The organism is Allobosea sp. NPDC055594 (genome assembly GCF_053618995.1).
Map to the genome: position 1 here is coordinate 131,496 of NZ_JBSHIO010000010.1, position 26,129 is coordinate 157,624.

Annotated in this window: 27 protein-coding genes and 1 pseudogene; 16 read left to right on the forward strand and 12 right to left on the reverse strand. The window is 67.3% G+C overall.

The window, feature by feature from the left end:
• The first annotated feature begins 36 nt into the window (after positions 1-36).
• Positions 37-1,380 (forward strand): methyl-accepting chemotaxis protein, encoded by a 1,344-nt coding sequence (locus ACWGRX_RS19795; RefSeq protein ID WP_452118934.1) that lies wholly within the window; start codon positions 37-39, stop codon positions 1,378-1,380.
• Positions 1,381-1,537: 157 nt separating this feature from the next.
• Here the strand turns inward: ACWGRX_RS19795 and ACWGRX_RS19800 are convergent, their stop codons facing one another.
• Positions 1,538-1,990, reverse strand: a complete 453-nt coding sequence (locus ACWGRX_RS19800) for an SRPBCC family protein (protein WP_291638744.1) — start codon at positions 1,988-1,990, stop codon at positions 1,538-1,540.
• A gap of 337 nt (positions 1,991-2,327) precedes the next feature.
• On the opposite strand from ACWGRX_RS19800, the gene pcaB reads away from it, so the two are divergent.
• Genes pcaB through pcaC form a run of 5 tightly spaced genes read left to right on the forward strand, consistent with a single transcriptional unit; the run spans position 2,328 to position 6,567 of the window.
• The gene (pcaB, locus tag ACWGRX_RS19805; protein ID WP_452118935.1) at positions 2,328-3,701 is read left to right on the forward strand and encodes a 3-carboxy-cis,cis-muconate cycloisomerase; all 1,374 of its coding nucleotides are present in this window, start codon (positions 2,328-2,330) and stop codon (positions 3,699-3,701) included.
• Positions 3,694-4,953: an aconitase X gene (locus ACWGRX_RS19810; protein WP_452118936.1), complete on the forward strand. Its 1,260-nt coding sequence runs from the start codon at positions 3,694-3,696 to the stop codon at positions 4,951-4,953. The genes pcaB and ACWGRX_RS19810 overlap by 8 nt, the downstream gene beginning before the upstream one ends.
• Positions 4,944-5,375 (forward strand): aconitase X swivel domain-containing protein, encoded by a 432-nt coding sequence (locus ACWGRX_RS19815; RefSeq protein WP_452118937.1) that lies wholly within the window; start codon positions 4,944-4,946, stop codon positions 5,373-5,375. The genes ACWGRX_RS19810 and ACWGRX_RS19815 overlap by 10 nt, the downstream gene beginning before the upstream one ends.
• A gap of 13 nt (positions 5,376-5,388) precedes the next feature.
• Complete coding sequence (pcaD, locus tag ACWGRX_RS19820; protein WP_452118938.1) at positions 5,389-6,168, forward strand: 3-oxoadipate enol-lactonase; 780 nt, start codon at positions 5,389-5,391, stop codon at positions 6,166-6,168.
• Between the two features lie 3 nt (positions 6,169-6,171).
• Positions 6,172-6,567, forward strand: a complete 396-nt coding sequence (pcaC, locus tag ACWGRX_RS19825) for a 4-carboxymuconolactone decarboxylase (protein ID WP_291647458.1) — start codon at positions 6,172-6,174, stop codon at positions 6,565-6,567.
• Positions 6,568-6,664: 97 nt separating this feature from the next.
• Here the strand turns inward: pcaC and ACWGRX_RS19830 are convergent, their stop codons facing one another.
• The gene (locus ACWGRX_RS19830; protein WP_291638750.1) at positions 6,665-7,180 is read right to left on the reverse strand and encodes a flavin reductase; all 516 of its coding nucleotides are present in this window, start codon (positions 7,178-7,180) and stop codon (positions 6,665-6,667) included.
• Between the two features lie 145 nt (positions 7,181-7,325).
• Positions 7,326-8,018 (reverse strand): GntR family transcriptional regulator, encoded by a 693-nt coding sequence (locus ACWGRX_RS19835; protein WP_452118939.1) that lies wholly within the window; start codon positions 8,016-8,018, stop codon positions 7,326-7,328.
• Positions 8,019-8,303: 285 nt separating this feature from the next.
• Here ACWGRX_RS19835 and ACWGRX_RS19840 point away from each other — a divergent pair, with 285 nt between their 5' ends.
• The 5 genes from ACWGRX_RS19840 to ACWGRX_RS19860 all read left to right on the forward strand — a co-directional run bounded on the left by ACWGRX_RS19840 (position 8,304) and on the right by ACWGRX_RS19860 (position 12,487).
• The gene (locus ACWGRX_RS19840) at positions 8,304-8,630 is read left to right on the forward strand and encodes a cupin domain-containing protein (RefSeq protein WP_291638752.1); all 327 of its coding nucleotides are present in this window, start codon (positions 8,304-8,306) and stop codon (positions 8,628-8,630) included.
• Complete coding sequence (locus ACWGRX_RS19845; RefSeq protein WP_452118940.1) at positions 8,627-9,859, forward strand: FAD-binding oxidoreductase; 1,233 nt, start codon at positions 8,627-8,629, stop codon at positions 9,857-9,859. The genes ACWGRX_RS19840 and ACWGRX_RS19845 overlap by 4 nt, the downstream gene beginning before the upstream one ends.
• Before the next feature lie 164 nt (positions 9,860-10,023).
• A complete protein-coding gene (locus ACWGRX_RS19850) occupies positions 10,024-10,449 on the forward strand; it encodes a DUF3574 domain-containing protein (RefSeq protein WP_452118941.1) in 426 nt (141 codons plus the stop codon).
• 9 nt (positions 10,450-10,458) lie between these two features.
• Positions 10,459-11,469 (forward strand): 4-hydroxyproline epimerase, encoded by a 1,011-nt coding sequence (locus ACWGRX_RS19855; protein ID WP_291647466.1) that lies wholly within the window; start codon positions 10,459-10,461, stop codon positions 11,467-11,469.
• A 145-nt stretch (positions 11,470-11,614) separates the two neighbouring features.
• Positions 11,615-12,487 carry a bile acid:sodium symporter family protein gene (locus ACWGRX_RS19860; RefSeq protein ID WP_291647467.1) on the forward strand — a complete coding sequence of 291 codons (873 nt, stop codon included), beginning with the start codon at positions 11,615-11,617 and terminating at the stop codon, positions 12,485-12,487.
• A 149-nt stretch (positions 12,488-12,636) separates the two neighbouring features.
• On the opposite strand, the gene ACWGRX_RS19865 is transcribed toward ACWGRX_RS19860, so the two are convergent.
• The gene (locus tag ACWGRX_RS19865; RefSeq protein ID WP_291647468.1) at positions 12,637-13,884 is read right to left on the reverse strand and encodes an NAD(P)/FAD-dependent oxidoreductase; all 1,248 of its coding nucleotides are present in this window, start codon (positions 13,882-13,884) and stop codon (positions 12,637-12,639) included.
• Positions 13,885-14,146: 262 nt separating this feature from the next.
• Between ACWGRX_RS19865 and ACWGRX_RS19870 the strand changes: the two genes are divergently transcribed.
• The 3 genes from ACWGRX_RS19870 to rpe all read left to right on the forward strand — a co-directional run bounded on the left by ACWGRX_RS19870 (position 14,147) and on the right by rpe (position 16,726).
• Entirely contained in the window at positions 14,147-15,115 is a 969-nt protein-coding gene (locus tag ACWGRX_RS19870; protein ID WP_291638758.1) for a Na+-dependent transporter, read from the forward strand.
• A gap of 47 nt (positions 15,116-15,162) precedes the next feature.
• On the forward strand, positions 15,163-15,840 hold the full coding sequence (locus tag ACWGRX_RS19875; protein WP_291638759.1) for a glutathione S-transferase family protein: 678 nt from the start codon (positions 15,163-15,165) through the stop codon (positions 15,838-15,840).
• A 202-nt stretch (positions 15,841-16,042) separates the two neighbouring features.
• Entirely contained in the window at positions 16,043-16,726 is a 684-nt protein-coding gene (gene rpe, locus ACWGRX_RS19880; protein WP_452118942.1) for a ribulose-phosphate 3-epimerase, read from the forward strand.
• A 193-nt stretch (positions 16,727-16,919) separates the two neighbouring features.
• Here rpe and ACWGRX_RS19885 read toward each other — a convergent pair whose 3' ends face one another.
• A complete protein-coding gene (locus ACWGRX_RS19885) occupies positions 16,920-17,270 on the reverse strand; it encodes a DUF1428 domain-containing protein (RefSeq protein WP_291638761.1) in 351 nt (116 codons plus the stop codon).
• 182 nt (positions 17,271-17,452) lie between these two features.
• On the opposite strand from ACWGRX_RS19885, the gene purB reads away from it, so the two are divergent.
• Both purB and ACWGRX_RS19895 read left to right on the forward strand, forming a co-directional pair.
• Positions 17,453-18,760: an adenylosuccinate lyase gene (gene purB / locus ACWGRX_RS19890; protein ID WP_291638762.1), complete on the forward strand. Its 1,308-nt coding sequence runs from the start codon at positions 17,453-17,455 to the stop codon at positions 18,758-18,760.
• Positions 18,761-18,806: 46 nt separating this feature from the next.
• Positions 18,807-19,373: an RBBP9/YdeN family alpha/beta hydrolase gene (locus tag ACWGRX_RS19895; RefSeq protein WP_452118943.1), complete on the forward strand. Its 567-nt coding sequence runs from the start codon at positions 18,807-18,809 to the stop codon at positions 19,371-19,373.
• A gap of 99 nt (positions 19,374-19,472) precedes the next feature.
• On the opposite strand, the gene ACWGRX_RS19900 is transcribed toward ACWGRX_RS19895, so the two are convergent.
• The 7 genes and pseudogenes from ACWGRX_RS19900 to ACWGRX_RS19930 form a co-directional block, all read right to left on the reverse strand.
• Positions 19,473-20,135: a hypothetical protein gene (locus ACWGRX_RS19900; RefSeq protein ID WP_452118944.1), complete on the reverse strand. Its 663-nt coding sequence runs from the start codon at positions 20,133-20,135 to the stop codon at positions 19,473-19,475.
• Between the two features lie 291 nt (positions 20,136-20,426).
• The gene (locus tag ACWGRX_RS19905) at positions 20,427-21,542 is read right to left on the reverse strand and encodes a branched-chain amino acid ABC transporter substrate-binding protein (RefSeq protein ID WP_291647477.1); all 1,116 of its coding nucleotides are present in this window, start codon (positions 21,540-21,542) and stop codon (positions 20,427-20,429) included.
• Between the two features lie 150 nt (positions 21,543-21,692).
• Positions 21,693-22,046: a DUF6867 family protein gene (locus ACWGRX_RS19910; protein ID WP_452118945.1), complete on the reverse strand. Its 354-nt coding sequence runs from the start codon at positions 22,044-22,046 to the stop codon at positions 21,693-21,695.
• A gap of 43 nt (positions 22,047-22,089) precedes the next feature.
• Positions 22,090-22,821 carry an ABC transporter ATP-binding protein gene (locus tag ACWGRX_RS19915; protein ID WP_291638767.1) on the reverse strand — a complete coding sequence of 244 codons (732 nt, stop codon included), beginning with the start codon at positions 22,819-22,821 and terminating at the stop codon, positions 22,090-22,092.
• 23 nt (positions 22,822-22,844) lie between these two features.
• A pseudogene (locus ACWGRX_RS19920) lies at positions 22,845-23,717 on the reverse strand (ABC transporter ATP-binding protein); the annotation flags it as partial.
• On the reverse strand, positions 23,717-25,099 hold the full coding sequence (livM, locus tag ACWGRX_RS19925; RefSeq protein WP_452118946.1) for a high-affinity branched-chain amino acid ABC transporter permease LivM: 1,383 nt from the start codon (positions 25,097-25,099) through the stop codon (positions 23,717-23,719). The pseudogene ACWGRX_RS19920 and the gene livM, both read right to left, overlap by 1 nt.
• 4 nt (positions 25,100-25,103) lie before the next feature.
• Positions 25,104-26,021 (reverse strand): branched-chain amino acid ABC transporter permease, encoded by a 918-nt coding sequence (locus ACWGRX_RS19930; RefSeq protein ID WP_291638770.1) that lies wholly within the window; start codon positions 26,019-26,021, stop codon positions 25,104-25,106.
• Between the last annotated feature and the right edge of the window lie 108 nt (positions 26,022-26,129).

Genomic DNA, 26,129 nt, shown 5'->3' on the forward strand with positions numbered 1-26,129 from the left:
GACGACTTGAGATCGTCGCCATCATGGGTTGTGCGATTGGCCACGCTTCTCGACCATGTCCAGCGTCGGCTGGGCGCGATCGGCTATGACGAGGCGCAGCGGCAGCGGCTGCGCCGCTATCGCGCCATCGTCGAGCGGGTCATCGCCAAGGTCGTCGAGGACGACTTCGCGCGGGCCTTTGCGATCCATCCGCGCCTGCAAGACGGTGTCGCACCCATGGCGGCGGAACTCTACGCCGCCGAAGCCGACCATTTCCGCCTGCTCTTCGACGCCGATTTCGACCAGCGCTATTGCGATTCGCTCGAGCAGCTCACCGTGCTCGAGCGCCGTGCCGGCGTCGGGGCCCGCGCCCGCACCTCGATCGCCTTCACCCTGTTCCGGATCTTCCTGGAGGAGAGCCGGACGCGGCTCGTCTTCTCGCGGCGCGACATCCCGCGCGATCTCTTCATCATCGAGCGGGTGCTGACCTATGACGTCAACACGGCCATGTCGCTGGACCGCGAATTCGAGGCCGCGGAGGCGCGGCGTCGCGGCGTGACGCTCGACGAGGTCGCCGCCACGCTGACCTCCCGCATCGGCCAGCTCGACACCAGGATCAGCGGCGCCGTCGAACAATTCATGGCGACCGCCAGCGAGACCGCCGGGGCGAGCAGCTTCATCAAGGATCAGGTCGGCTCGGTCGCCAGGACCTCGATGCTGGTCCGCGAGAAGGCGATGCAGACCGCCGCCGCTTCCGAGGAGATGGCGCTCAACATCGCCGAGATCGGCCAGCGCGCCCGCCAGAGCCTCGACATCGCCAATCGCGCCGTCGCCGATGCCGGCGCGATGAACGAGGCGATCGCCAGGCTGCGCGAGGTCACCGGCAATATCGGCACCGTCGTCGGCATGATCGCCGACATCGCCGCGCAGACCAACCTGCTGGCGCTCAACGCCACGATCGAGGCCGCGCGCGCCGGCGAATCCGGGCGCGGATTCGCGGTGGTCGCCGCCGAGGTCAAGACCCTAGCGACCCAGACCGCGAGCGCGACGCAGGACATCTCCAGCCAGATCGCAGAGCTCACCGCCAGTGCCGCGGCCTGCAGCGAGCGGGCCGCCTCGATCGGCATGACGATCGGCGAGATCAAGGCCGATTCCGAGGCGATCTCGGAGGCGGTCGCCCAGCAGAGCTACGTCACCACCGGCATCTCGCGCGATGCCGCCGAGGTCGCCAGCAGCTCCGACGAGGCGATCGGCAGCGCCAATCGCGTCAATGACAGCCTGGAGACCACCGAAAAGGCGCTCGGCCGGGCCAATGCCGCCGCCGCCGACATCGCCCAGCAGGTCGGCGCCGCCGAGGCCACGGTCAGCGAGGCGCTGGCGGCCCTGCGCAAGGCTTCGTAGCTCCCTGATATACGCCCCCTCCAAGCCCTCACCCTGAGGAGCCGCGTTAGCGGCGTCTCGAAGGATGTTTCAGGAGGCTCGGAAGATCGCTGGAGTATCCTTCGAGACGCGCCAGCGGCGCTCCTCAGGATGAGGGCTGAGCAAATCGAAGGCCGCTTCAGCCTTCGCTCACCGCCTTGGCGAAATTGGCGAAGAACTCGTCGGCCAGCTTCTTCGAGACCGAATCGATCAGGCGCGAGCCGAGCTGCATCAGCTTGCCGCCGACCTGCGCCTCGACCTCGTAACGCAGCAGCGTCTGGCCGCCCTCGGCATCCTCCAGCGTGACCCTGGCGCCGCCCTTGGCGAAGCCGGCGATGCCGCCCTCGCCTTCGCCGGCGATGCGGTAGCCGTTCGGCGGGTCGAGATCCTGCAATTCGACCTTGCCCTTGAAGGTCGCCTTGACCGGGCCGAGCTTGACCTTGACCACCGCCGAGAAATGCGTGTCGTCGTCCTTGGTGAGCTGCTCGCAGCCGGGAATGGCGGCCTTCAGCACTTCCGGGTCGTTGAGCTTGGCCCAGACCACCGCCTTGGCGGCCGGCAGCAGCGCTTCTCCGTTCATGGTCATCGCCATGGCGTCACTCCCATCCCTCACGGCCCGACCGACGCCCGACAGGTTGCGGCCGCCCTCGCCTCGGGTCTATCCAAGTTCCCCTGTAGCATGCGGATTTCACGCGAAATCAGACTGTCGCCCCGGACAAGCGGCAAAGCCGCGCAGATCCGGAATCCATCATGAGGCACCGAACCCTATGATGGATCCCGGGACGCCCTTTGGGCGCCCAGGATGACGGTGATGGTTCCGCGTAAAATCGGTACGCTCTCATCCATGGCCGGAAAGCACCGGCGCGCACAAGAGGACGAAGCTGGGATGTGGGTTGCACCGACTGCTCCGCACGAAGGCCCGTCCGGGCATGGCTGAGCTCGCCGGACTTCATGGCGAGCTTTTCGCCGATCACGAATTCGCGGCCCTGTTCGAAGACCAGGCGAGCCTGCAGGGCATGCTCGACTTCGAGGCGGCGCTCGCCAAGGCGCAGGCCGAGACCGGCGTCATTCCCGCCGCCGCGGCCGAGGCGATAGCGAGAGTCTGCGAGGCCGGGCTCTACGACATCCCCGCCATCGGCAGGGCCGCGACGCTCGCCGGCAATCCGGCGATCCCGCTGGTCAAGGCGCTGACCGCGCGCGTCGCCGCGACCGATCCGGAAGCGGCGAAATGGGTGCATTTCGGCGCCACCAGCCAGGACGTGATCGATTCCGGCCAGGCCCAGCAATATCGCGCGGCCTGGGAACTGCTGCTGGAGCGCTCGGCCCGTCTCGCCCACGCACTCGCCGGGCTCGTCCGCGAGCATCGCCGCACGCCGATGATCGGCCGCACCTTCCTGCAGCATGCGGTGCCGATCGCCTTCGGGCTCAAGGCCGCCAACTGGCTGGGTCCGATCGTCGCCTTCCACGACGACTTCATGATCTGGGGCCAGTCGGCGCATCAGCTCGGCGGCGCCGCCGGCAGCCTCGCCGCGCTCGGCGACAAGGCCGACGCGGTCTCGGAAGCCTTCGCCCGCATCATGCCCTCGATCGGCGCCGTCCGCGTGCCCTGGCACAGCGAGCGCCGGCGTCCCGCCCGGATCGCGACCGAACTCGGCCTGCTTCTCGGCCATCTCGGCAAGATGGCCGGGGATATCGCCCTGATGGCGCAGACCGAGATCGGCGAGCTCGCCGAGCCGGAAGCGCCCGGCAAGGGCGGCTCCTCGGCGATGCCGCACAAGCGCAACCCGGTGCTGTGCACGCTGATCCTTTCAGCCGCCAAGCGCGCGCCCGGCCTGGTCTCGACCATGCTCGCCGCGATGCCGCAGGAGCATGAGCGCGCCATGGGCGGCTGGCATGCGGAATGGCTGACATTGCGCGAACTCTTCCTGATTGCCGGCGCGGCCCTGAACCAGGCCGTCACGCTGATCGAGGGGCTCCAGGTCTTCCCCGAGCAGATGCAGTACAATCTCGATCTCACCAACGGGCTCGTCATGGCCGAACGCGCCTCGCTCGCGCTCGCGCAGACCATCGGCCGCGGCGAAGCCCATCATCTGCTCGAGGAGGCCAGCCGCGACTGCATCGCCAGCGGCCGCCATCTCAAGGACGTCCTCGCCGATCACCCGGCGCTCGCCGGCAGGCTTTCGCCTGAGGCGCTGGACGACCTCTTCGATCCCACGACCTATCGCGGCGCCACCGACGCCATCATCGACCGTGTCCTGGTGCTCTATGAGGAGGAGCGGGAATATATGAGCGGCAATGGCTGAGCTCTCGCCGCAGGAGCGCGAGATCGCCGCCGGCGCCAAAGGCGACGGCGCCGCGATGGCGATGCGCATCGTCGCCGAGGCGGCCCGGCTGATGGGCGCGCCCAGGCTGATCCCCGTCGCTTCCGCCCATATCGACGGCGCGCTCTACCATGGCGATTCCGGCACGCTCTTCGCCGAGAGGCTGGTCGCGGGCGGCGCAAGCGTCGCGGTGCGCGCCACCCTCAATGTCGGCGCGCTGACCCCGTATGGCTGCGTCGCGACCCGCCTGCCGCCGGCCCGGCATGCGATGGCGGCCCGGATGATGCGTGCCTATGAGGCGATGGGCTGCGAGCCGAGCTGGACCTGCGCGCCCTATCAGGCCGGGCATCGGCCGAGTCAGGGCACGGACGTCGCCTGGGGCGAATCCAATGCCGTGGTCTTCTGCAATTCGGTGCTCGGCGCCCGCACCAACCGCTATGGCGATTTCCTCGACATCGCCTGCGCCGTTGCCGGCCGCGCGCCCGATTACGGCCTGCACCGGCCGGAGAACCGGCGCGCGACGCTGGTCCTCGACCTCTCCGGCCTGTCGCAGGCCCTGCGCAGCGCCGAAGTGTTCTACCCCGTGCTCGGCGCCCTGCTCGGCCGCGAGGCCGGCAGCGAGATCGCGGTGATCGATGGGCTGCAGGGACTTCCCGACGAGGACAGACTGAAAGCCCTCGGCGCCGCGGCGGCCTCGGCCGGGGGCGTCGGCCTCTTCCATGTCGCCGGCATGACGCCGGAAGCGCCTGACCTCTCGACCGCACTCGGCGGCCAGGCACCGGAGCGCGTCGTGACCGTCACCCCGGAGCGCATCGCGGCCGAGCTGGCGCGGCTTTCGACATCCGGCACGAGCGACCAGGTCGACGCCGTCGCGATCGGTTCGCCGCATCTCTCGCTCGCCGAGATCGATGCGCTCGAACGGCGCCTGGCGGGCCGAAAGCTCGCGCGGCCGCTCTATGCCAATACTGGCCGCCATGTCCTGAAGCCGCTGGAGGAACAGGGCCGGCGCAGCGCCCTCGAACAGGCGGGGGTCGTCTTCGTCGTCGACACCTGCGTGGTGGTGACGCCGATCCTGCCCGCGCTGAAGGGCGGGGTGCTGATGACCAATTCCGGCAAGTTCGCTCATTATGCGCCCGGCAATACCGGCTATGCCGTGACCTATGGCTCGCTCGCCGAATGCGTCGAGAGCGCCGTCACCGGCCGGCTCGTCAGGGAGCCGAGAACATGGGCCTGACGAACATGGGCGTGAGCGCAGAGATCCTCCTGCCCGGCGAGGCGGTCACCGCCCCCTGCCTCGCCCTGACCGCCCCGATCAGCTTCTGGGGCGGCGTCGATCCGCGCAGCGGCGCGATCATCGACGCCCGCCACCCGCAGCGCGGCCAGAGCGTCGCCGGCATGGTGCTGGCATTGCCCGGTACGATCGGCTCCTCCTCGGCCTCGGCCGTGCTGCTCGAGCTCGTCCATGCCGGCAAGGCGCCGGCCGCGATCCTGATCGCCGAGCCGGATGCGATCCTGCTGCTCGGCCTCGTCGTCGCCCGCGAGATGGGCTGGCCGACGCCCCCTGCCCTGAAGCTTCCCGCCGCGATCCAGGCCGGTCTCGCCGGCAAGCGGCTTTCGATTGCCAAAGATGGTGCGATCAGCACCGCAACTCCCTAGGAGAGGAACGCCGATGCCGATGCTGAAGGTCAGGGGCGAGGACTTCCATATCAGGATCGATGGCGACGAGGGCGCGCCCGTACTGCTGCTCTCCAATTCGCTCGGCACCAATCTTTCGATGTGGGATCCGCAAATCCCGGAATGGAGCAGGCATTTCCGCGTCGTGCGCTATGACAGCCGCGGGCACGGCCTCTCGCCGGCACCGGACGAGCCCTATTCCATCGCCATGCTCGCCGATGACGCGCTCGCCATCCTCGATGCGCTCGGCATCAACAAGGCGCATTGGTGCGGGCTCTCCAAGGGCGGCATGGTCGGGCAATGGCTGGCGACGCATCATGGCGACCGGCTCGGGCGCGTCGTGCTCGCCAACACCGCCGCCCATATGGGCCCGCCCGAACTATGGGACGGCCGCATCCGCACCGTCCGCACGCAGGGCATGAGCGTGCTGGTGCAGCCGACGCTGGAGCGCTGGTTCACGCCGGAGTTCCGCGAAACCGCCAAGGAGACCGTCGCCAAGGTCAGCGAAATGCTCGCGACCACCCCGCCGCTCGGCTACGCCAATTGCTGCGGCGCGATCCGCGATATGGACCAGCGCGAGACGATCCGCGCCGTCCGCAATCCCGTCCTGGTGGTCATCGGTCAGCGCGACCCGGCGACACCGCCCGCGGCCGGCCACGAGATCGCCGATGCTATCCCCGGTGCGCAGCGCATCGAGCTCGCCGCCGCCCATCTCTCCAATCTCGAACAGCCCGAAGCCTTCGGCCGGGCGGTGACCGACTTCCTGAAAGGCTGAACCATGGACGACAAGACCCGCTACGAGAACGGCCTGAAGACCCGCCGCGCCGTGCTCGGCGACGCCCATGTCGACCGCGCCACCGCCGGAATCACCGATTTCAACCGGGATTTCCAGGAGTTCATCACCCGCACCGCCTGGAACGACATCTGGAACCGCCCCGGCCTCTCCCGCCGCGAGCGCTCGCTGATCGTGCTTTCGATCACGGTCGCGCTCGGCGCCTGGGGCGAGTTCCGCCTGCATGTCCGCGCCGCCTTCAACAACGGGCTGAGCCAGGAGGACATCAAGGAACTGCTGATCCAGGCCGCCGTCTATGCCGGCGTCCCCGCCGCCAACCACGCCTTCAAGGAGGCGGCGAGCGTCATCGCCGAAATCGAGGCGGAGAAGGCGAAGGGCTGAAACCGAGGACGCCCGACACGAAAACCGAGTCCTCATCCCGAGGAGGCCCGCAGGGCGGTCTCGAAGGATGAGGGCTCAGGGAATCAGCGGCAGACCTTCAGAAGCCGCCGAAGCGGCGCTTGCGATAGACCAGCCCCTCGCCGGCGCCGCCGCCGCCGAGCGCCACGACCTCGCCAATCAGGATCTTGTGCGTCGCGACCGGGTGGACCGCGACCAGCCGGCAGTCGAAGGAAACGAGCGCGCTCTTCAGCACCGGGGCGCCGGTCGCCAGCACCGTCCATTCGCCCCGATCAAAACGGGCCTCGCCCGAAATGCCGGCTCGACCGGAGAAGACCCCGGCAAGCTCGTAATCGAGCGCCGACAACGTGTTGACGCAGAAGAAGCCGCTCGCCTCGATCGCCGCGAGCGTGCGGCTGCCGGCCTCGATGCAGGCGAGCAGGGTCGGCGGCGCATCGGATACCGAGGCAATCGCGGTCGCCGTCATCCCGGCCCGTCCGGACGGGCCGGTGGTGGTGACGAGATGGGCAGCACTCGCGACCTCGGCCATCGCATCGCGAAAGGCCGCCGCTTCGGGCACGGCGGCGGCAAGCGCCGCCTCAAGAGTTTTGATCATCGGCCCGTATCTGGCGAAGAAGCGTTCATGCCGCTCATTTACGGACTTTGCCGCGCCATGGCCAGATCGCTCCCGGCAAAGTGCGAGGCAGAGGAGGCAAGGTCAGATATATCAATCCGGCTTCGCTCGCCTGTGCGGCGCCGGCTCACTCGCGCCCGAGCGTCGCCAGCAGGCCGGCACGCAGATGGCGCATCAGCGCGTCACAGGCCTCCAGCGCCGGCTCGGGCCGGCCGGATGCCAGCGCCTGCGCCAGAGCGACATGGTGACCCGCCGCCGGTACCAGATCGTCCTGCCTCTCGAAGAAATACCAGGCCCGGCGGAGCAGCGCCTGCAGCGGCTCGGCCGCCCGCACCGCATAGGGGCTGCGCGCCGCCGCGGCGATCAGCGCATCGAACTCCTTGTCGAGCCGCATATAGGCGTTGACGTCGCCGCCTTCCGCCGCCCGCCGCATCGCCTTGGCCTTGCTCAGGATCGCGATGCGCTCGCCCGGCCCGGCGCGGCGCGCCGCCTCTGCGGCGATCAGGCGCTCGAGCACCTCGCGCGCATCGAGAGCCGCCATCACGTCGATGGCGTCGATATCGGTGATCGCGATGCCCTTGCGCGGCAGGATCTCGACCAGCCCCTGCTGCGCCAGCCGGATCAGCGCCTCGCGCACCGGCGTGCGCCCGAGATCGACGAGAGCGATCATCTGCGCCTCGTTCAGGATCGCGCCGGGGCGCAGCGACAGCGTCACGATCGCCTCTTCGAGACGGCGATAGGCGAGATCGGCGAGGCTCTCCGGAGCGGAGCGCTCCGCCGCCTCCCCGCCATCCGCCGCAACGACGCCGGACCGGTTCACATCGACGCTCCAGCCCGCCGGAAACCGAGGTTTGACGCTGCTCGCCTCATTGATATATCAAACCTCGAAATCCTGTCGAAAGGGTGATCGGCGGCTATCTGCCGCCGAAAGCCGCCCGCGCGCAAGGAAGATCGCCGAGCAAGACCGACGGCGCCCGGCGCATTGCCGGCCCCCGCCCCGCGATCTCGACGCCTTCGTGCCGCTGGGCCAACTTCAGGCGGTCGAACCGCATGCGCCGGCCGGCGCGCGAGGGCGACAAGGCCTGCCAGTCGAATTGGAGGAGACATGGCTTTCACCTGCACCATCCCTGCCGTCGCCACGGTGCAGCAGGATGACGAAGCGATCCGGATCACGCGCTGGGACTTCGAGCCCGGCGCCGTCACCGGCTGGCACAGCCATGGCTGGCCCTATTTCGTGATCATGCTGGTCGACGGCACGCTGCGCATCCATGACGGGCAGAACGCGACCGACGTGCCACTGGTCCAGGGCCAGTCCTATATGCGCCAGGCCGGCATCCAGCACGACGTCATGAACGGCTCGCCCCACCCGATCGCCTTCATCGAGATCGAGGTCAAACAGCCGTCAGCCCTCAAGCAGCTCGCTGCCGCATGAAGGTCGCGATCGTCGGAGCGGGCATTGTCGGCGTGGCCACCGCCCATGCCTTGCTGGACGAAGGCCACGAGGTCCTGATCCTCGACAGGGAGGGGCCGGCCTTCGGCCCCTCGCGCGGCAATGCCGGCATCATCGCCCATACCGACATCCTGCCGATCGCCAGCCCGGGCATGCTGCGCAAGGTGCCGGGCTTCCTGCTCGATCCGCTCGGGCCACTGGCGATCCGCCTCGGCTATCTCCCGCAATTGCTGCCCTGGCTGGCGCGTTTCCTGCTCGCGGCGCGCCCGGCCGCCTATGAGCGCTCGATCACCGGCCTCGTCGCCCTGCAGCAACTGGCGCTGCCGGCCTGGCTGGCGCGCGCCGAGAAGGCCGGGCTCGGCGGGCACATCCACCGCCGCGGCGCGCTCTACGCCTATCGCGATGCGCGCGACACCGCCGATCTCGAAGCCCTCGCCCGGCGCCAGCGCGCCGCCGGCATCGCGGTCGACATGCTGGCGCCGCAGGAGCTGCGCCAGATGGAGCCGGCCCTGAAGGACCGCTTCGCCGGCGCCTCCTTCCACCCCGACGCTGCCCATATCAGCGACCCGCTTAGCCTGACCCTGGCGCTCTACGAGGCCGCGCTCGCCCGCGGCGCAACCTTCGAGAAGGCCGAGATCAGCAACATCTCCCAGGGCGAGCGCCCTGCTTTGATCGGACCCGAAGGCTGGCAGCGCGTGGTCGATCGCGTCGTCATCGCCGCCGGTGCCTGGTCGAAGCCGCTGGCCGCCGCGATGGGCGACAGCATCCCGCTCGAGACCGAGCGCGGCTATAATGTCAGCTTTCCCGGCGTCACCGGGCTGACCAGCCGGCCGATCGGCTTCAAGGATGACGGCTTCGTCATGACCCCACTCGAAAGCGGCCTGCGCATCGGTGGCGCCGTCGAGTTCGGCGGCCTGCAAGCCGCCCCGAACCATGCCCGCACCAGGGCGCTCTACGACAAGACCGCAACGCTGGTCGACGGGCTGCCCGCCTTCGACAGCGGCCAGCTCTGGATGGGCTTTCGGCCCTCGCTGCCGGATTCGCTGCCGGTCATCGGAAGGGCGAGCCGCAACCGAAACGTGCTCTACGCCTTCGGTCACGGCCATTACGGCATGACCCAGTCGACCGCGACCGCAGGCCTGATCGCCGATCTCATCGCCGACCGGGAGCCGGCGATCGATCTTGACCATTTCAGCCCGCAGCGCTTCTGAACGACAATGGCGAGCGGCGGCCCGATCATCCTCATCAATGGCTGGCCGGGCCGCGGCAAGCTCTGCATGGCGCGCAAGCCGGCCGGGTTTCGGTTCCGGCGCGCACCAGTTGAATCAACGGATCAAGCGACTGAATCAATACGCGAACCGCAGGTCGCAAGACCATGAGCCGACTCGCCTTTCCCAGCCTCGCCGCGATCATTCTGGCCGCGATCATCCTGGCCGGCTGCGCCAGTCTGCCTCCCCAGACCTGCCGCCCCGGCCAGGAGGCGATGCTCACCGCCGAGCTGCTCTTCGGCCGCAAGGTCGGCGAGCGTCTCGGCGTCAGCGAAGCCGCCTTCCGCCGCTTCGTCGATGAGGAGGTGACGCCGCGCTTTCCGGACGGGCTGACCGTCCTCGACGCGAGCGGACAGTACCGCGACACCGCCAGCGGCGCCCTGATCCGCGAGCCGAGCAAGCTCCTGCTCATCGCGCTGAAGGACGAACCGGAAGGCCGCGCCCGGCTCGCCGCCGTCGCCCAGGCCTACAAGACCCGCTTCCACCAGCAATCGGTCGGCACCATCCTGCGCCCGGCCTGTATTTCGTTCTGAGGATCAGCCATGGCGACCCACACCTTCTTCTGCGTCGACGGCCACACCTGCGGCAATCCGGTGCGGCTCGTCGCCGGCGGCGGCCCGCGGCTCGAAGGTGCCAACATGGTCGAGAAGCGGGCGCATTTCCTGGCCGAGTTCGACTGGATCCGCACCGGGCTGATGTTCGAGCCGCGCGGCCACGACATGATGTCCGGCGCGATCCTCTACCCGCCGACGCGCCCCGACGCCGACATCGCCTTCCTGTTCATCGAGACCTCCGGCTGCCTGCCGATGTGCGGCCATGGCACGATCGGCACCGTCACCATGGCGCTCGAGCGCGGGCTGGTGACGCCGAAGACACCGGGCGTCCTGAAGATCGACACGCCCGCCGGGCTGGTCACCGCGACCTATGTCCAGAACGGCCCCTATGTCGACAGCGTCCGCATCACCAATATCGCCTCCTATCTGCACGCGACCGGGCTGAGCGCCGAGGTCGACGGCCTCGGCGAGGTCACGGTCGACGTCGCCTATGGCGGCAATTTCTACGCGATCGTCGACCCGCAGGCGGCGATCCGCGACATCGCCGAGGTCAATCCGTCCGACCTCTTGCGCTGGAGCCCGAAGCTGCGCGCCGCGCTCAACGCCAAATACCAGTTCGTCCATCCGGAGAACCCGGCGATCAACGGCCTCAGCCACATCCTCTGGACAGGTGCGCCGACCAAGCCGGATGCCCATGCCCGCAATGCCGTGTTCTACGGCGACAAGGCGCTCGACCGCTCGCCCTGCGGCACCGGCACCTCCTCGCGCATGGCGCAATGGGCGGCGAAGGGACGGCTCAAGGTCGGCGACGACTTCGTGCATGAGAGCATCATCGGCACGCTGTTCCGCGGCCGGGTCGAGGCGGCCGCCAAGGTTGGCCCGCACGATGCGATCATTCCCTCGATCGAAGGCTGGGCGAGGATGACCGGCTACAACACCATCTTCATCGACGATCGCGACCCGCTCGCCCATGGTTTCCAGCTCGCGGACAAGAATTAAGGATTTCGTAACGCTTCGGATCTCCGCCTGGCGCCACCTTGCCGTGTAGTTTGAGCGAAACGGAACAATTGATCTGTGGCGTAATTTCGATTTTACATTGTAGCGTGACCTCAAGGCGCCAAACGCCGAAAGGGGGGAACGTATTATGCAGGCTTCGATCCTGACGGATCTGCTTTTGCCGCTTTCTATCGGCATCATCATGTTCGGCCTTGGACTGAGCCTGACCCTCGACGATTTCCGTCGTGTCGCGCGCTATCCGCTGGCCGTCGGCTCGGGCCTGGCGCTGCAGGTCGTCCTGCTTCCGCTCGGCGCGCTCGCGATCGCCATCGCGCTCAGGCTCTCGCCCGATCATGCGGTCGGACTGATGCTGCTCGCTGCCGCACCGGGCGGCGCCACCGCCAACATCTACAGCCATCTCGCGCGCGGCGATGTCGCCCTCAACATCACCCTGACCGCGGTCAACAGCCTGCTTTGCCTGGTGACGCTGCCGATCGTGCTCGACCTCTCGCTCGGCTTTTTCCTGGGAACGGAACAATATGTCCCGCCGCCGCATCGCAAGGTCATCGAGGTCGGCGCCATCATCCTGATCCCGGTGGCGCTCGGCATGCTGGTGCGCGCCCGGGCCGAGCGTTTCGCCCTGCGTGCCGAGAAGCCGATCAAGCTGTTCGCGATCCTGGTGCTGGCGGCACTGATCGCCATCGCGATCTACATGGAGCGCAAGGCTCTGCTGCCAAGCCTCGTCGCGGTCGGCAGCGCCTGCCTCGCCTTCAACCTGCTCAGCATGTTCTCGGGCTATCTTGCGCCGCTCGCCTTGCGCCTGCCGCGCAGCCAGGCCGTGGCGATCTCGATGGAGATCGGCATCCACAATGCGGCCCTGGCGATCTATATCGCGCTCAACGTGCTGAAGAACCCCGCCGCCGCCGTCGTGCCGGGCATCTACAGCCTGGTCATGTATGTCACCGCGACGCTCTTCGTGCTGTTCCTGCTGCGCAGGCAGCGCGCGGTAGCGGTCGGCTGAGGCTGAACGGCGTCCCCATTGCCCTCATCCTGAGGAGCCATTCCCGAGGGAATGGCGCCTCGAAGGATGCTTCAGGAGGCATCTGGATCATCCTTCGAGACGCAGCCTTCGGCCGCTCCTCAGGATGAGGTCCTTGAAAGACCGACGTGCTACCCGAACCGTGCCGGCGCGAAGGGCGTCGGGTCGACGAAGACCTTCTGGCCCGTAACCATCTCGGCGATCATCCGGCCGGTGACGGCGGCAAGCGTCAGCCCGTGATGGGCGTGGCCGAAGGAGAACCAGAGATTCCGGTGCTTTGGCGCCGGCCCGATGATCGGCATCATGTCCGGTGTGCAAGGTCGGCAGCCCATCCAAGGCTCGGGATCGAGCCGCTCGCCGAGCGGGAACAGCGTCTTGGCGATCGGTTCGGCCCGGGCGAGCTGCACCGGCGTCTTCGGCGCATCGCGGTTGGCGAATTCGGCGCCGGTGGTCAGCCGGACCCCCTGGCGCATCGGCGCCAGGAAATAGCCGCGCTCGGTATCGAGCACCGGATGGTTGAGCACTGCGTTACCGAGCGGCTTGTAATGCATGTGATAGCCGCGCTTCACCGCGAGCGGCAGGCGATAGCCCAGCCGGTTGGTCAGTACGTCGGCCCAGGGCCCGAGCGCCACCACCGCGTCGCGCGCCTCGGCCTTGCCGCCATCGGCAAGCGTCACGCTCCAGAGCTCGCCATTCTGGCTTAGCGTGCCGGCATCGCCCTGCGCGACCCGGCCACCTAGCGTCTCGAACAGCGCGACATAGGCCTTGGAGAGACCGAGCGGGTCGATCACCGTCACCGGGTCGGTCCATTGCAGGCCGCCGATCAGGCTCTGGTCGAGATGCGGCTCTTCGGCACGCAGCGCGGCCGCATCGAGAGCGCGATGGTTCAGACCGTAATCGCGCTTCCAGCGCGCCGCCTCGGCGAGCCGCGTTTCCTGCTCGCGCACCGTGCGGAAGACCTTCATCCAGCCCTTGCGGCGTAGGAGATCGGTCGCGCCGGCTTCCTGCGCCAGCGCATCGTGCTCGCTGACGCAATGCTCGATCAGGGTCGCGTATTTGTGGGCGATGGCCTCGTGCTGCGACGCCCGCGAATGCATCCAGTAGGACCACAGGAAGGGCGCGAGCTTGGGCATCGCGTTCCAGTGGTAATGCGCGTCAATGGTGTTGTTCATCGCATAGCGGATCAGCGCCCCGAAATCATGCGGGAAGCCATAAGGGTAGACGCCCTCGCGCTGGATCAGGCCGGCATTGCCGTAGCTGGTCTCACCGCCGGGCTGGCCGCGATCGACCAGCAGCACCGAACGGCCCGCCTTCTGCAGATGCAGCGCGACCGCAATCCCGACGATTCCTGCCCCGAGAACGATAGTATCCGTGCGCATCGCGCCAACTCCGCCAGCCCTTCCCAGCCGCCCACAATAGCGCCCGAACCGGCGCTGTCAGCCAGCGTGCGCAATTTTGCGCAGATTGCCGCAAACTTTCGCAAATTTTGCGCAATCTTGAAGAAATGGCTCATTTTTTCCGAGCACCACCGACAAAGCTTGCAATTTTCTGCCTCGCGCAAGGCAGCGATGCGCGCCCGCGAGATGACGCAGGCGCGCGGATCGGCCAGTGTGCCCCACCTTCCTGCTGTCCCGGCTATCGATGCTCTCCGTTTTTGCTTCCGCCCTCGCCCTTCTCGGCCGCTACGGCACACAGGGCTTTGCCCTCTCGATCCTGCTCGGCCTGGCTCTGCCGCAATTTTCCGCCGCGGCGCGCCCGCTGCTGCCGATCACGATCTTCTGCTTCACCACGGTCGTCTTCATGCGGGCCGATTTCGCCGTGATCGCCGGGCTGGTGCGCCGGCCGGCGAAGCTTGTCGCAACCTGTCTCTGGCTGATGGCAGCGCCCGCCTTGCTGATCGGCGCCGCCCTGCTTCTGATCGGGCGCGAGGCGCTCGATCCCGGCCTGCTGCTCGGCATCGCCCTGCTCGGCTCCGCGCCGCCGATCATGTCCTCGCCCGCGGTCGCCATCCTCTATGGCTTCGAGCCCTCGCTGATCATCGCCGGGGTCATCGTCACGACCATCGTCAGCCCGCTGGTCGCGCCGTTCCTGGTCGACTGGCTGGCCGGTGCCGCCGTGCCGCTCGACCGGCTGGCATTGACCTTCCGGCTCGTCCTGTTCATCGGCGGCGGCATCGTGGTCGCCGCAGCGATCAGGCGTTGGCTCGGCGCCGCGCGCATCCGCGAGCTGAAGCCCAATCTCGATGGCTTCGGCGTGCTGATGTATTTCATCTTCGCCATCGCCGCGATGGATGGCGTGACCGACGCCGCCCTTGCCCGGCCGGGCCAGGTCGCTCTCTTCGCCGCAGTCGCCTTCCTGGTTTCGGCGGTCGGCCTCGCCAGTGCCTGTCTGCTGCTCTGGCGCTTCCCCGTCTCGGAACGCTTCATGATCGGCTACGGTACCGGACAGCGCAATATGGGGCTGCTGGTCGCTGCGCTCGGCGCCGGCGTGCCGCCGACGACCTATCTCTTCTTCGCCGTCGCCCAGTTTCCGATCTATCTGCTGCCCTGGCTCCTGCGCGGTATCGCGGCCCGGATCAGGCGGCGGGAGGCGCCTGCTGACTCGCCCTGACTGGAAGTAATGGGACGGTCGCTCCAAGAAAACCTGGAGCGACGACCATGATCACCCTCTATTCAGGGCCGCTGAGTCTGTTTTCGCGCAAGGTCGAGATCGCATTGCGCGAGAAGGCCTTGCCGTTCGAGCGGATCATGGTGCCGTTCAACCAGACGACCGGCTACGACCCCAAGCATCCCGAAGTCGTCGCCATCAACCCCAAGCAGCAGGTCCCGGTGCTGAACGACGATGGGATCGTGCTCTACGATTCGACGGTGATCCTCGAATACCTCGAAGACGCTTACCCCGAGCCGCCGCTCTTTCCGCTCTGTCCCGGCGCCCGGGCCCGCTGCCGACTCGACGAGCTCTATGCCGACGAGATCATGCTGCAGGCGTTGAAGCCGCTGATGCACCGCACCAGCCCACCGAACACCGACCAGATCCGGCGACTTGCCCAGGAGGCCGACGCGCTGATCGCCGAACAGGCGCTGGAAAAGCACTATGCCGTACTCGAGGACCGGCTCGCCGGCCGTGAATTCTTCGGCGACGCCGTTTCTGTCGCCGACATCGCCCTGTTCATGGGCGTGCTGTTCTCGCTTCGCCTGGGCGGCCCCTCGCTCGCCCCTTTCGACGGCCTGTCGCGCTGGTTCGAGCGGCTGAAGCTGCGGCCGGCTTTCGCGCAGGCCACGGTCGAGATCGCCGAAGCCGACCGGCGCCTGTCGTTTCCGCTGAAGCGCGCGTGAATTCAGTCGGTATTGGGCGCTCTCTGTTTCCGTGCATGGCCGCGGTCATCCCGGGCGGAGCGAAGCGCAGACCCGGGACCCATGCCTGGACCTCTTTCGGAAAAGCTCCGGAATGGATCCCGGATCGGCGCCGCTGACGCGACTTGTTCGGGATGACACCGGAATGGTTTCGCGATCGAACGAAACAGGCTAAACGCCGCGCATGAAAAACCCGATCCGCATCGCCCCCTCCATCCTTTCCGCCGACTTCGCCAAGCTCGGCGAGGAAGTCCGCGCCATCGATGAAGCCGGCGCCGACTGGATCCATTGCGACGTGATGGACGGGCATTTCGTGCCCAACATCACCTTCGGACCCGATGTGCTGAAGGCGATCCGGCCGCATACGAAGAAGTTCTTCGACGTCCATTTGATGATCGCCCCGGTCGATCCTTACGTCGAGGCCTTCGCCAAGGCCGGCGCCGACCTGATCTCCTTCCATGTCGAGGCCGGGCCGCATCCGCACCGCACGATCCAGGCGATCAAGGCGCAGGGCAAGCAGGCCGGCATCGTGCTCAATCCGGGTACGCCGGCCAGCGTCGTCGAGCCCCTGCTCGACGACCTCGATCTGATCCTGCTGATGACGGTCAACCCCGGCTTCGGCGGCCAGAGCTTCATCCATTCGGTGGTCGACAAGATCGCCCGCATCCGCGCCCTGATCGGCGAACGGCCGATCGCGCTCGAGATCGATGGCGGCGCGACGCCAGAGACGGCACCGCTCGCGGCGAAGGCCGGCGCCAATGTGCTGGTCGCCGGCTCGGCCGTGTTCAAGGGCGGCCCCTCGGCCTATGCCGGCAACATCGCCGCGATCCGCAAGGCGGCCGAAGCGGCGCGCGGCGACTGGGTCTGAGGCGCAACCGAAGGCCATTAGACCCTCATTCCGGGGCCCGCGTCAGCGGCGAGCCCGAAATCCATAATCGCGACCGGGCTCTGTAGTCCGCGGCACCGACACAGTCAGTTTCAGCCCGTGTTCATGGGTTCCGGGACCGGGCCTGCGGCCCGCCCCGGAATGACGGCACAGCGATCGATCGAACCTCGAACGTTCAAAGTTCGATCTGCGCGAAGCCGCCATAGATCAGTCGCTTGCCGTCGAAAGGCATCGGATTGGCGCCGGGCTGCATGCGCGGATCGGCCATGATCTTCTCCCAGCCGGCATCGCGCGCCGCCTTGCTCGGCCATTCCACCCAGGAGAAGACGACGACCTCGTCCTCCTTGGCCTCGACGGCCCGGAAGAAATCGGTCTGCTTGCCGCGCGGGACATCGTCGCCCCAGTACTCGGCGACCTTCGTCGCGCCATATTCCCTGAACAGTGGCGCAGCCTTGCGGGCATGCTCGGCATAGGCCTCGCGATTGGCGGCCGGCACGGCCGCGACGAAACCATCGACATAGGACATCTGCATTCTCCTCCTTTGGGTTTTCCGGCGCTCTCGGGAGGAAGAGCACCGCCCCCCAGCCGGCGCGGACGCTAGGCAAGGCGATGGTCCGAAGCTGTCAGCAGCGGCCCCGGCATTTCCGTCCACGGCCCGCACGTGCTAGCGAGCGCGAAAGGAAACTCTGACCAGTTGCGAGCCCGCCGATGATCCCCCGCTATTCCCGCCCCGAAATGGTCGCGATCTGGGAGCCGCAGGCGCGCTTCCGCATCTGGTTCGAGATCGAGGCCCACGCCACCGATAAACTCGCCGAGCTCGGCGTCGTTCCCAGGGAGGCCGCGGCGACGATCTGGGCCAAGGCCAGGGACGCGGTCTTCGATGTCGCCCGCATCGACGAGATCGAGCGCGTCACCAAGCATGACGTCATCGCCTTCCTGACCCATCTCGCCGAGATCGTCGGCCCCGAGGCGCGCTTCGTCCACCAGGGCATGACCTCCTCGGACGTGCTCGACACCACGCTCGCCGTGCAGCTCGCCCGCGCCGCCGACATCCTGATCGCCGATGTCGACGCGCTGCTCGCCGCCATCAAGCGCCGCGCCTTCGAGCACAAGCTGACCCCGACCATCGGCCGCTCGCACGGCATCCATGCCGAGCCGGTGACCTTCGGCCTGAAGCTTGCCCAGGCCTATGCCGAGTTCGACCGTTGCCGCGCCCGCCTCGTCGCCGCGAAGGCCGAGATCGCGACCTGCGCCATCTCCGGCGCCGTCGGCACCTTCGCCAATATCGACCCGCGGGTCGAGGAGCATGTCGCGGCCAAGATGGGGCTGACCGTCGAGCCGGTCTCGACCCAGGTGATTCCGCGCGACCGCCACGCCATGTTCTTCGCCACGCTCGGCGTCGTTGCCTCCTGCGTCGAGCGCCTCGCGACCGAGATCCGCCATCTCCAGCGCACCGAGGTCTACGAGGCCGAGGAGTATTTCTCGCCGGGCCAGAAGGGCTCCTCGGCGATGCCGCACAAGCGCAACCCGGTGCTGACCGAGAACCTGACCGGCCTCGCCCGGCTGGTGCGCGGCATGGTCACCCCGGCGCTGGAGAACGTCGCCCTCTGGCATGAGCGCGACATCTCGCACTCCTCGGTCGAGCGCATGATCGGCCCCGACGCCACGGTGACGCTCGATTTCGCGCTCGCCCGCCTGACCGGCGTCGTCGACAAGCTGCTGATCTATCCGCAGAACATGAGGAAGAACCTCGACCGGCTCGGCGGCCTGCACAATTCGCAGCGCGTCCTGCTCGCTCTGACCCAGGCCGGCGCCAGCCGCGAGGAGAGCTACAGCCTGGTCCAGCGCAATGCGATGCGCACCTGGGAGCATGGCGAGGACTTCCTCACCAATCTCAAGGCCGACAAGGACGTGACGTCGCGGCTCTCGGTCGCCGAACTCGAGGCGATGTTCGACGAGGGCTACCACTTCAAGCACGTCGACACGATCTTCCGCCGCGTGTTCGGCGAGGCTTGAGGGCTGCGTCTATGGACATCGGCGTCTTCATGGCTATCTAGCGGCCATGAAGACCTCCGACGCCGACATCCTCATCATCCCCGGCTGGTCCGGCTCCGGGCCGGACCATTGGCAGAGCCGCTGGGTCGCCAAGCTCTCCAGCGCTCGCCTGGTCGAGCAGGAGGACTGGTACAAGCCGGCCCGCGACGCCTGGGCGAACCGCATCGTCGCGGCGGTGCGCGCCGCGACCAAGCCGGTCGTCCTCGTCGCCCATTCCTGCGGGGTCAGCGCCGTCGCGCATGCGGCCGAGCACCTGAAACCGGGAGAGGTCGCTGGCGCTTTCCTGGTGGCTCCGGCCGCCGAGCGGGCCAAGCGCTCCATCCCGGGCATGGACGCCGACTTCATCGAGCACCGGCGCGAGCCCCTGCCCTTCCGCTCGGTGCTGATCGCCAGCACCAATGACAGCTACTGCACGCCCGAGGAAGCGAAGGCGCTGGCCGAAGCCTGGGGCTCCGAATTCGTCGATGCCGGCGAGAGCGGGCATCTCAACACGGAGTCCGGCCACGGCCCCTGGCCGGACGGGCTGCTGCGCTTCGCCGGCTTCATGCGCAGCCTCAGCGTCCTGCGGCACTGACGGACGCCAGCACGATCCCGCCCCGAGCCATTTCGGGACGGGCTCGAGCCCTGCACACGGCCCCTCGCATCGCGCTTCGGCCGTGTGCCGCGGATCACGTCAGTTCGCGGCGAAGCAGTAGAGCAGTCCGGCTCCGCCAGTGCTCCTCAGAGCATCCTGGCTGCAGCCGCGCGACAGATGCGACATGTTCCAGGATTTCGCGGCCGCCGAATCGTCCAGTCCCGAGCGGTCATGGTGGCCGAGCATCACGACGCCCTCGGTTCCGCTCCTGGTATAGTTGCCGCAGGTCCGGTCCTCGCCCGGGCCGAAGGCCGTGCCGTCGGCTTGCGAGCCCGTCAGGATGTCATGCTGGTTGGGCGTGTCGCCGCGGCCGTTGACGATCTCGCCCTTCTCGGTGAGCGCGGTCTGCTTGGTGAGGTTCGCCGCGGCGCCATGCAGCTCGGCGAGGCTGCTCGCGATCACCGCCCCCTTGGCATTGCGCCAGGGTCCGGCGCCGATCCGGTCGCGCGCATTCACCGCCGCCGCCCCGTCCGCCGCCTGCGTCGAGAGATAGGCCCGCCAGGTCTTGCCGCCGGCGCCGACCGCCTGGGCGAGACGCTGGCAGATCGCATCGGCGCCGGCGAGCCCACCGAGATCGGCTCCCTTGCCGGAGCCGGCGCTCGTCACGAAGAAGCTCATCTCGGCAGTCTGGGCCTGGCCGGCGCTCGCCGTCAGCACCAGCAGACCAGCGGCGGCGGCAAGTTCAGTCCATCCGACACGCATCGCTCGACCCTCCCGTCCTGTTCCGCGTTCCGGGACGCGTCGCACCGGTTGGCCTGTCCAAATTCGGAGACGGGCAAGGCGACCGACCCACTGCCAGTTTAGCATGGCCTTGGCCTTGGTGCGGAATCACCCCCGGCTCGGCAGGCTCGCACTGTGTTCCGGCCGGGCGGCACGAAGCCGACGCGATGTGTCACCTGCTGCGAAGATGGGCGGATACCCGTCAACGAAAACCCGCCCCGGATCGCTCCGGAGCGGGCTCGTTTCAGGTCTGAGAAAGATCAGCCGCCGAGATCAGTTCTCGACATAGGTGATCTTGCCGTCGGCGCCCTTCTTCCAGGTGTAGATCGTGTAGTCCGGGCGGGTGATGTCGCCCTTCTTGTCGAAGCCGAGCTTGCCGATCACCGTGTCGACCGGCGCGCCGCCCTGCAGGGCCGCAGCGATCTTCTTCGGATCGGTCGAGTTCGCGCGCTTGGCGCCTTCGGCCATGATCTGCACGGCGGCATAGCTGTACAGGGTGTAGGCTTCCGGCTTGAACTTGCGGGCCTCGAACTTCTTCAGGACGGCGGCCGCCTCCGGACGCTTCTGCGGATCCGGCGGGAAGGTCATCAGCGTGCCCTCGACGCCCGGCCCGCCGATCGTGGCGAACTCGTCGGTGGTGATGCCGTCGCCCGAGATCAGCACGGTCTTGAGGCCCTGGTCGCGCATCTGGCGCACGATCAGGCCGCCTTCAGTGTGCAGGCCGCCCCAGTAGAGATAGTCCGCGCCCGTCGACTTCAGCTTCGAGATCAGCGCCGAGAAGTCCTTCTCGCCGGCGTTGACGCCTTCATAGAGCACGTCCTTGACGCCCGCCTTGGTCAGGCCCTTGCGGGTCTCGTCGGCGAGGCCCTGGCCATAGGTCGTCTTGTCGTGGACGATCGCGATCTTCTTGCCCTTCAGGGTCTTGGCGATGTACTCGGCCGCGACGCCGCCCTGCTGGTCGTCACGTCCGCAGGTGCGGAAGACGTTCCACAGGCCGCGCTCGGTGATCTTCGGGTTGGTCGCCGACGGGCTGATCATCAGGATGCCGTTCTCGGCATAGACTTCCGATGCCGGCATGGTGACGCCGGAATTGAAGTGGCCGAGCACCCATTTCACGCCGTCACCGACGAACTTGTTGGCGACCGAGACGCCCTGCTTCGGATCCGAGACGTCGTCTCCGAGCGAGATCGTGATCTTCTGGCCGAGCACGCCGCCGGCCGCGTTGATGTCCTCCACCGCCTGCTCGGCGCCGTTCTTGAGCTGCGCCCCGAAGGCCGCGTTCGGACCGGTCAGCGGGCCGCCGACGCCGAGCTTGATCTGTGCATTCGCCACGCCGGAAAAGGCGAGGACCGCGCCAAGGGCGATTCCGCCCAAGAGCAGTTTCTTCATGTCTCGTGACTCCCCTGTCTTTCATTGAACGGGTCGGCCAGGAGCCGGCCCGTCTCGGCGCGTGGTGCCACCGTGGAGCGCAGTCTTGCGCTTTTTCAGGATGCTGTCACGCGGCAAGGACGTGAACTTTCGTGGTGTTTTTCGCCCCTTTCAGGCGCTTTCCCGAGCCTTCCAGGTGAAGGGTCCGGTGCGCTCGTAGAGCCAGCGATATTGGGTCGTCATCTGCCGTGTGCGGTTGTAACGCCAGCCCGCCAGACCGAAGGCGAACAGCACCAGCGTGTCGACCAGGTAGTAGTGGAAGGTCAGCAAGGTCGCCTCGAACAGGGCGAAATGGATGAAGCGGATGACCAGGCCGAGCACCAGCGTATAGGCGACGAGCTGCAGGAAGGGCCGCCAGGTGATCGCCACCGCCCGGCCCGTCATCCAGGCGGCCCAGCCGCCGATCACCACCGTGACGAGAAGGAACAGCCAGATCGTCGGCTCTTCGTAGAGGATGCCCTGCATCACCGTGCTCCCATCCGGCCTGCGCCGCTCCGAACCGACGCCTTCAATGCCGCCCGCCTTCGAGATAGGCGGCACGCACCTGCGGATTGGCGAGGAGCTCCTTGCCCGAACCGCTCATGGTGATGAGGCCGTTGACCATGACATAGCCGCGATGGGCGAGCTTCAGCGCATGGAAGGCGTTCTGCTCGACCAGGAAGACGGTCAGCCCCTGGCTGCGGTTGAGCTCGGCGATCGCCTCGAAGATCTGCTTGACGATCAGCGGCGCGAGGCCGAGCGAAGGCTCGTCGAGCAGGAGCAGCTTCGGCCGCGCCATCAGCGCGCGCGCGATCGCCACCATCTGCTGCTCGCCGCCGGACAGGGTGCCCCCGCGCTGCTGCAGCCGCTCCTTCACCCGCGGGAAGAGCGTGCACATCTTCTCGAGGTCTTCGTCGAAATACTGCAGCCCCGCGACGGCCGCGCCCATCTGCAGGTTCTCCAGCACGGTCATGCGCGGGAAGATCCGCCGCCCTTCCGGCGACTGTGCGATGCCGATGCGGGCGATCTCGTGGCTCGGCATCCGCGTGATGTCGCGTCCGTCATAGGTGACGGTGCCTTCGCGGGCCTGCGGATTGCCGAAGATCGTCATCATCAGCGTCGACTTGCCGGCACCGTTGGCGCCGATCATCGTGACGATCTCGCCCTGGTTGACGTCGATATCGACCCCTTTCAGCGCAATGATCTTGCCGTAGAAGGTCTTGACGCCGCGAACGCGCAGCAGCGGCTGTGCCTCGCTCATAGGCCGACCTCCGCTTCCACGGCCGCGACCTCTTCGTCGTCGACGCCGAGATAGGCGGCGATGACCTTCGGGTCCGCCTGAATCTCCTTCGGCGTCCCGTCGGCGATCTTGGTGCCGTAGTCGAGCACCACGACATGGTCCGAAATTTCCATCACCACCGACATGTCGTGTTCGATCAGCAGCAGCGCCGTGCCGAGATCCTTGCGGATCGACAGGAGCAGGGTGTTGAGTTCGAGGCTCTCGCGCGGGTTGAGGCCGGCGGCCGGCTCGTCGAGGCAAAGCAGCACCGGGTCGGTGCACATCGCGCGGGCGATCTCGAGCCGGCGCTGATCGCCATAGGGCAGATCACCGGCCGGGTCGTCGGCCCGGTGGATCAGGTTGATCTTCTCCAGCCAGAACTTGGCCTTCTCGATCGCCTGCTTTTCCCGCACCTTGTAGCTGCGGGCGCCGAGCACCCCGAGAAAGGTGAACCCCGAGGCGATCATCAGCGGGTTGTGCTGCGCGACCAGAAGATTCTCGAGCACCGTCATGCCGCTGAACAGGCGGATGTTCTGGAAGGTGCGGCCGATCTTCGCTTCCCAGGCGATGCGGAAATCCGGCATCCGCTCGAGCAGGTGGACGGAGGCCCGGTTGATCGAGGAGACGCCGCGCTGGGTCGTGTCGGCGATCAGCTGGTCGGTGTCCGGCAGCGGATGGATCAGCGCCATCCGCCCCTCGGTCGGCTTGTAGAAGCCGGTGATGCAGTTGAACACCGTGGTCTTGCCGGCGCCGTTGGGCCCGATCAGCGCGGTGATCTCGCCGGTACGTGCCTCGAAGGAGAGATCGTTCACGGCGGTGAGGCCGCCGAAGCGCATCGTCAGATGCTCGACCTTGAGCAGGGTGATCGCATCGCTCATCAGCCGTGCCCTTCCTGGACCATGTCGGCCGAGATCGCCTTCTTCTCCTTGAGGAAGGCCGAAGGCTCGCGGGTCGAGATCAGCCCGCGCGGCTTCCAGATCATGATCACCACCATGGCGAAGCCGAAGATCAGCATGCGGTACTTGGTCGGGTCGAAATCATTGCCGAAGACCTGCTTCAGGAAGTCGAGTTCGCGCAAAAGCTCGGTGCCGCCGATCATCGCGATCGCCGCGATGGCGCAGCCCCAGAGCGAGCCCATGCCGCCGAGCACGACGATGGCGAGGATGATCGCCGATTCCATGAAGACGAAGGATTCGGGTGAGATGAAGCCCTGCCGCGCCGCGAAGAAGGAGCCGGCGAAGCCGCCGAACATCGCTCCGAGCGAGAACGCCGTCAGCTTGGTGTTGGTGGTATTGATGCCGAGCGAGCGGCAGGCGATCTCGTCCTCGCGCAGCGCCTCCCAGGCGCGCCCGACCGGCAGGCGCCGGAGCCTCAGGCTGACGAAGGCGGTGAGCAGCGCCAGGCAGAGGATGACGTAATAGAGGAAGATCGTCCGGTAGAGCGGTGTAAACTCCAGCCCGAACACCGCGGCGAAGCCGTTATCGGCGGCAGTGAACGGGATGCCGAAGAAGGTCGGCCGCGGGATGCCGGAGATGCCGGCATAGCCGTTCGAGAAATCCGTCCAGTTGACCAGGACGAGGCGGATGATCTCGCCGAAGGCGAGCGTGACGATGGCGAGATAGTCGCCGCGCAGGCGCAGGACGGGGAAGCCGAGCAGCATGCCCCAGAAGGCGGCCAGGATCCCCGAGAGCGGCAGCAGGATCCAGAAGGACAGGCCGAAATTCTTGGCCAGCAGCGCGTAGGAATAGGCGCCGACCGCGTAGAAGGCGACATAGCCGAGATCGAGCAGCCCGGCGAGGCCGACGACGATGTTCAGCCCCCAGCCGAGCATCACATAGATCAGGATCTGGACACCGAAATTGTCGATCCATTTCAGCGCCCCGCCCCAGCCGGCGAGCGTGATCGCGATGATCGGGAAGACGATCAGGAAGCCGAGGCCGAACAGCGAGAACAGGCCGGAATGGCGCTGGAAGAAGCCGATCGTGCCATGCGGCAGGAGCCGGACCGCCGGCTTGTTCGGATCGCGCGTCTGCTGGCGCAGCGCCATCAGGAAGCGCCCGACGAAGACGATCGCCACCGCCCAGGCGACCGTGTCCCAGCGCGGATCGAGGACGAGCTGGTTCTCGATGTTCTGGCGCGTGCCCCAGGAGATGATCGGGATGCACAGGCCGAGGGTGATCAGGCCGGCGAAGGCTGCTTCCTTCAGGGCCGCCATCATGTCGGCCTGGCGCTTGGCCGGCGTCGTTGCGTCGATGGCCATCGGGTCAGACCTTCTCGACTTCGGGCCGGCCGAGGATGCCGGATGGCATGAACACGAGCACCACCGCCAGGATGCAGAAGGCCGCGACGTCCTTGTAGTCGATGGTGAAATAGGCCGACCACATCACCTCGATCAGGCCGATCAGCAGCCCGCCGAGCACGGCACCGGGCAGCGAGCCGATGCCGCCGAGCACCGCCGCGGTGAAGGCCTTCACGCCGGGCACGAAGCCGTCATGGAAGGAGACCACGCCGTAGAGCACGAGGTACATCACGCCGGCGACGGCTGCGAGCGCGGCGCCCATCACGAAGGTGATCGAGATCGTGCGGTCGACGTCGATGCCGAGCAGGGACGCCATCTTGCGGTCCTGCTCGCAGGCCCGCTGGGCCCGGCCGAGCGAGGTCTTCTGCACGATGAACCAGAAGGCGGCCAGCAGCACGACCGTCGAGACGATGATGATGATCTGCTTGTAGGAGATCGAGACCGGGTAGGTCGCGCTGTCGATCAGCAGGATCGACTTGTTCAGCATCGGCGGCGTCGGCTTGTTGCGCGGCCCCTGCACGACCTGGACGAAGTTCATCAGGAAGATCGACATGCCGATCGCCGAGATCAGCGGCGCAAGGCGGAACGAGCCGCGCAGCGGCCGGTAGGCGACCCGCTCGATCGTCCAGTTCCACAGCGAGGTGAAGAACATCGCCAGGATCAGTACGAAGAACAGCGACAGCACGATCAGCCCGGCTCCGAGCCAGGCCGAGATCAGCATGAAGAAGATCAGCGCGATGAAAGCCGAGAGCATGAAGACGTCGCCATGGGCGAAATTCACCATGCCGATGATGCCGAAGACCATCGTGTAGCCGATGGCGATGAGGCCGTAGATCGACCCCAGGGTCAGCCCATTGATGAGCTGCTGGACGAAGACTTCCATTGACGACGCCTGTCCCCTCGAATCAGCCCGTTCTTGTGAGTCGACATGACGTCGACGCATGCGGGATGCGATTGCGACGCAGAGCTAGCAACGGTCTGCGCCGCCGAC

Coding starts and splice junctions, on each gene's coding strand:
- ACWGRX_RS19895 (WP_452118943.1), top strand. CDS start 18,807: ATGAAGACCTCCGACGCCGACATCCTCATCATCCCCGGCTGGTCCGGC.
- ACWGRX_RS19870 (WP_291638758.1), top strand. CDS start 14,147: ATGCTCTCCGTTTTTGCTTCCGCCCTCGCCCTTCTCGGCCGCTACGGC.
- ACWGRX_RS19845 (WP_452118940.1), top strand. CDS start 8,627: ATGAAGGTCGCGATCGTCGGAGCGGGCATTGTCGGCGTGGCCACCGCC.
- ACWGRX_RS19905 (WP_291647477.1), bottom strand. CDS start 21,542: ATGAAGAAACTGCTCTTGGGCGGAATCGCCCTTGGCGCGGTCCTCGCC.
- ACWGRX_RS19900 (WP_452118944.1), bottom strand. CDS start 20,135: ATGCGTGTCGGATGGACTGAACTTGCCGCCGCCGCTGGTCTGCTGGTG.
- ACWGRX_RS19930 (WP_291638770.1), bottom strand. CDS start 26,021: ATGGAAGTCTTCGTCCAGCAGCTCATCAATGGGCTGACCCTGGGGTCG.
- livM (WP_452118946.1), bottom strand. CDS start 25,099: ATGGCCATCGACGCAACGACGCCGGCCAAGCGCCAGGCCGACATGATG.
- ACWGRX_RS19910 (WP_452118945.1), bottom strand. CDS start 22,046: ATGCAGGGCATCCTCTACGAAGAGCCGACGATCTGGCTGTTCCTTCTC.
- ACWGRX_RS19885 (WP_291638761.1), bottom strand. CDS start 17,270: ATGTCCTATGTCGATGGTTTCGTCGCGGCCGTGCCGGCCGCCAATCGC.
- rpe (WP_452118942.1), top strand. CDS start 16,043: ATGAAAAACCCGATCCGCATCGCCCCCTCCATCCTTTCCGCCGACTTC.
- ACWGRX_RS19855 (WP_291647466.1), top strand. CDS start 10,459: ATGGCGACCCACACCTTCTTCTGCGTCGACGGCCACACCTGCGGCAAT.
- ACWGRX_RS19815 (WP_452118937.1), top strand. CDS start 4,944: ATGGGCCTGACGAACATGGGCGTGAGCGCAGAGATCCTCCTGCCCGGC.
- pcaB (WP_452118935.1), top strand. CDS start 2,328: ATGGCTGAGCTCGCCGGACTTCATGGCGAGCTTTTCGCCGATCACGAA.
- ACWGRX_RS19915 (WP_291638767.1), bottom strand. CDS start 22,821: ATGAGCGAGGCACAGCCGCTGCTGCGCGTTCGCGGCGTCAAGACCTTC.
- purB (WP_291638762.1), top strand. CDS start 17,453: ATGATCCCCCGCTATTCCCGCCCCGAAATGGTCGCGATCTGGGAGCCG.
- ACWGRX_RS19800 (WP_291638744.1), bottom strand. CDS start 1,990: ATGGCGATGACCATGAACGGAGAAGCGCTGCTGCCGGCCGCCAAGGCG.
- pcaC (WP_291647458.1), top strand. CDS start 6,172: ATGGACGACAAGACCCGCTACGAGAACGGCCTGAAGACCCGCCGCGCC.
- pcaD (WP_452118938.1), top strand. CDS start 5,389: ATGCCGATGCTGAAGGTCAGGGGCGAGGACTTCCATATCAGGATCGAT.
- ACWGRX_RS19875 (WP_291638759.1), top strand. CDS start 15,163: ATGATCACCCTCTATTCAGGGCCGCTGAGTCTGTTTTCGCGCAAGGTC.
- ACWGRX_RS19830 (WP_291638750.1), bottom strand. CDS start 7,180: ATGATCAAAACTCTTGAGGCGGCGCTTGCCGCCGCCGTGCCCGAAGCG.
- ACWGRX_RS19865 (WP_291647468.1), bottom strand. CDS start 13,884: ATGCGCACGGATACTATCGTTCTCGGGGCAGGAATCGTCGGGATTGCG.
- ACWGRX_RS19850 (WP_452118941.1), top strand. CDS start 10,024: ATGAGCCGACTCGCCTTTCCCAGCCTCGCCGCGATCATTCTGGCCGCG.
- ACWGRX_RS19810 (WP_452118936.1), top strand. CDS start 3,694: ATGGCTGAGCTCTCGCCGCAGGAGCGCGAGATCGCCGCCGGCGCCAAA.
- ACWGRX_RS19840 (WP_291638752.1), top strand. CDS start 8,304: ATGGCTTTCACCTGCACCATCCCTGCCGTCGCCACGGTGCAGCAGGAT.
- ACWGRX_RS19860 (WP_291647467.1), top strand. CDS start 11,615: ATGCAGGCTTCGATCCTGACGGATCTGCTTTTGCCGCTTTCTATCGGC.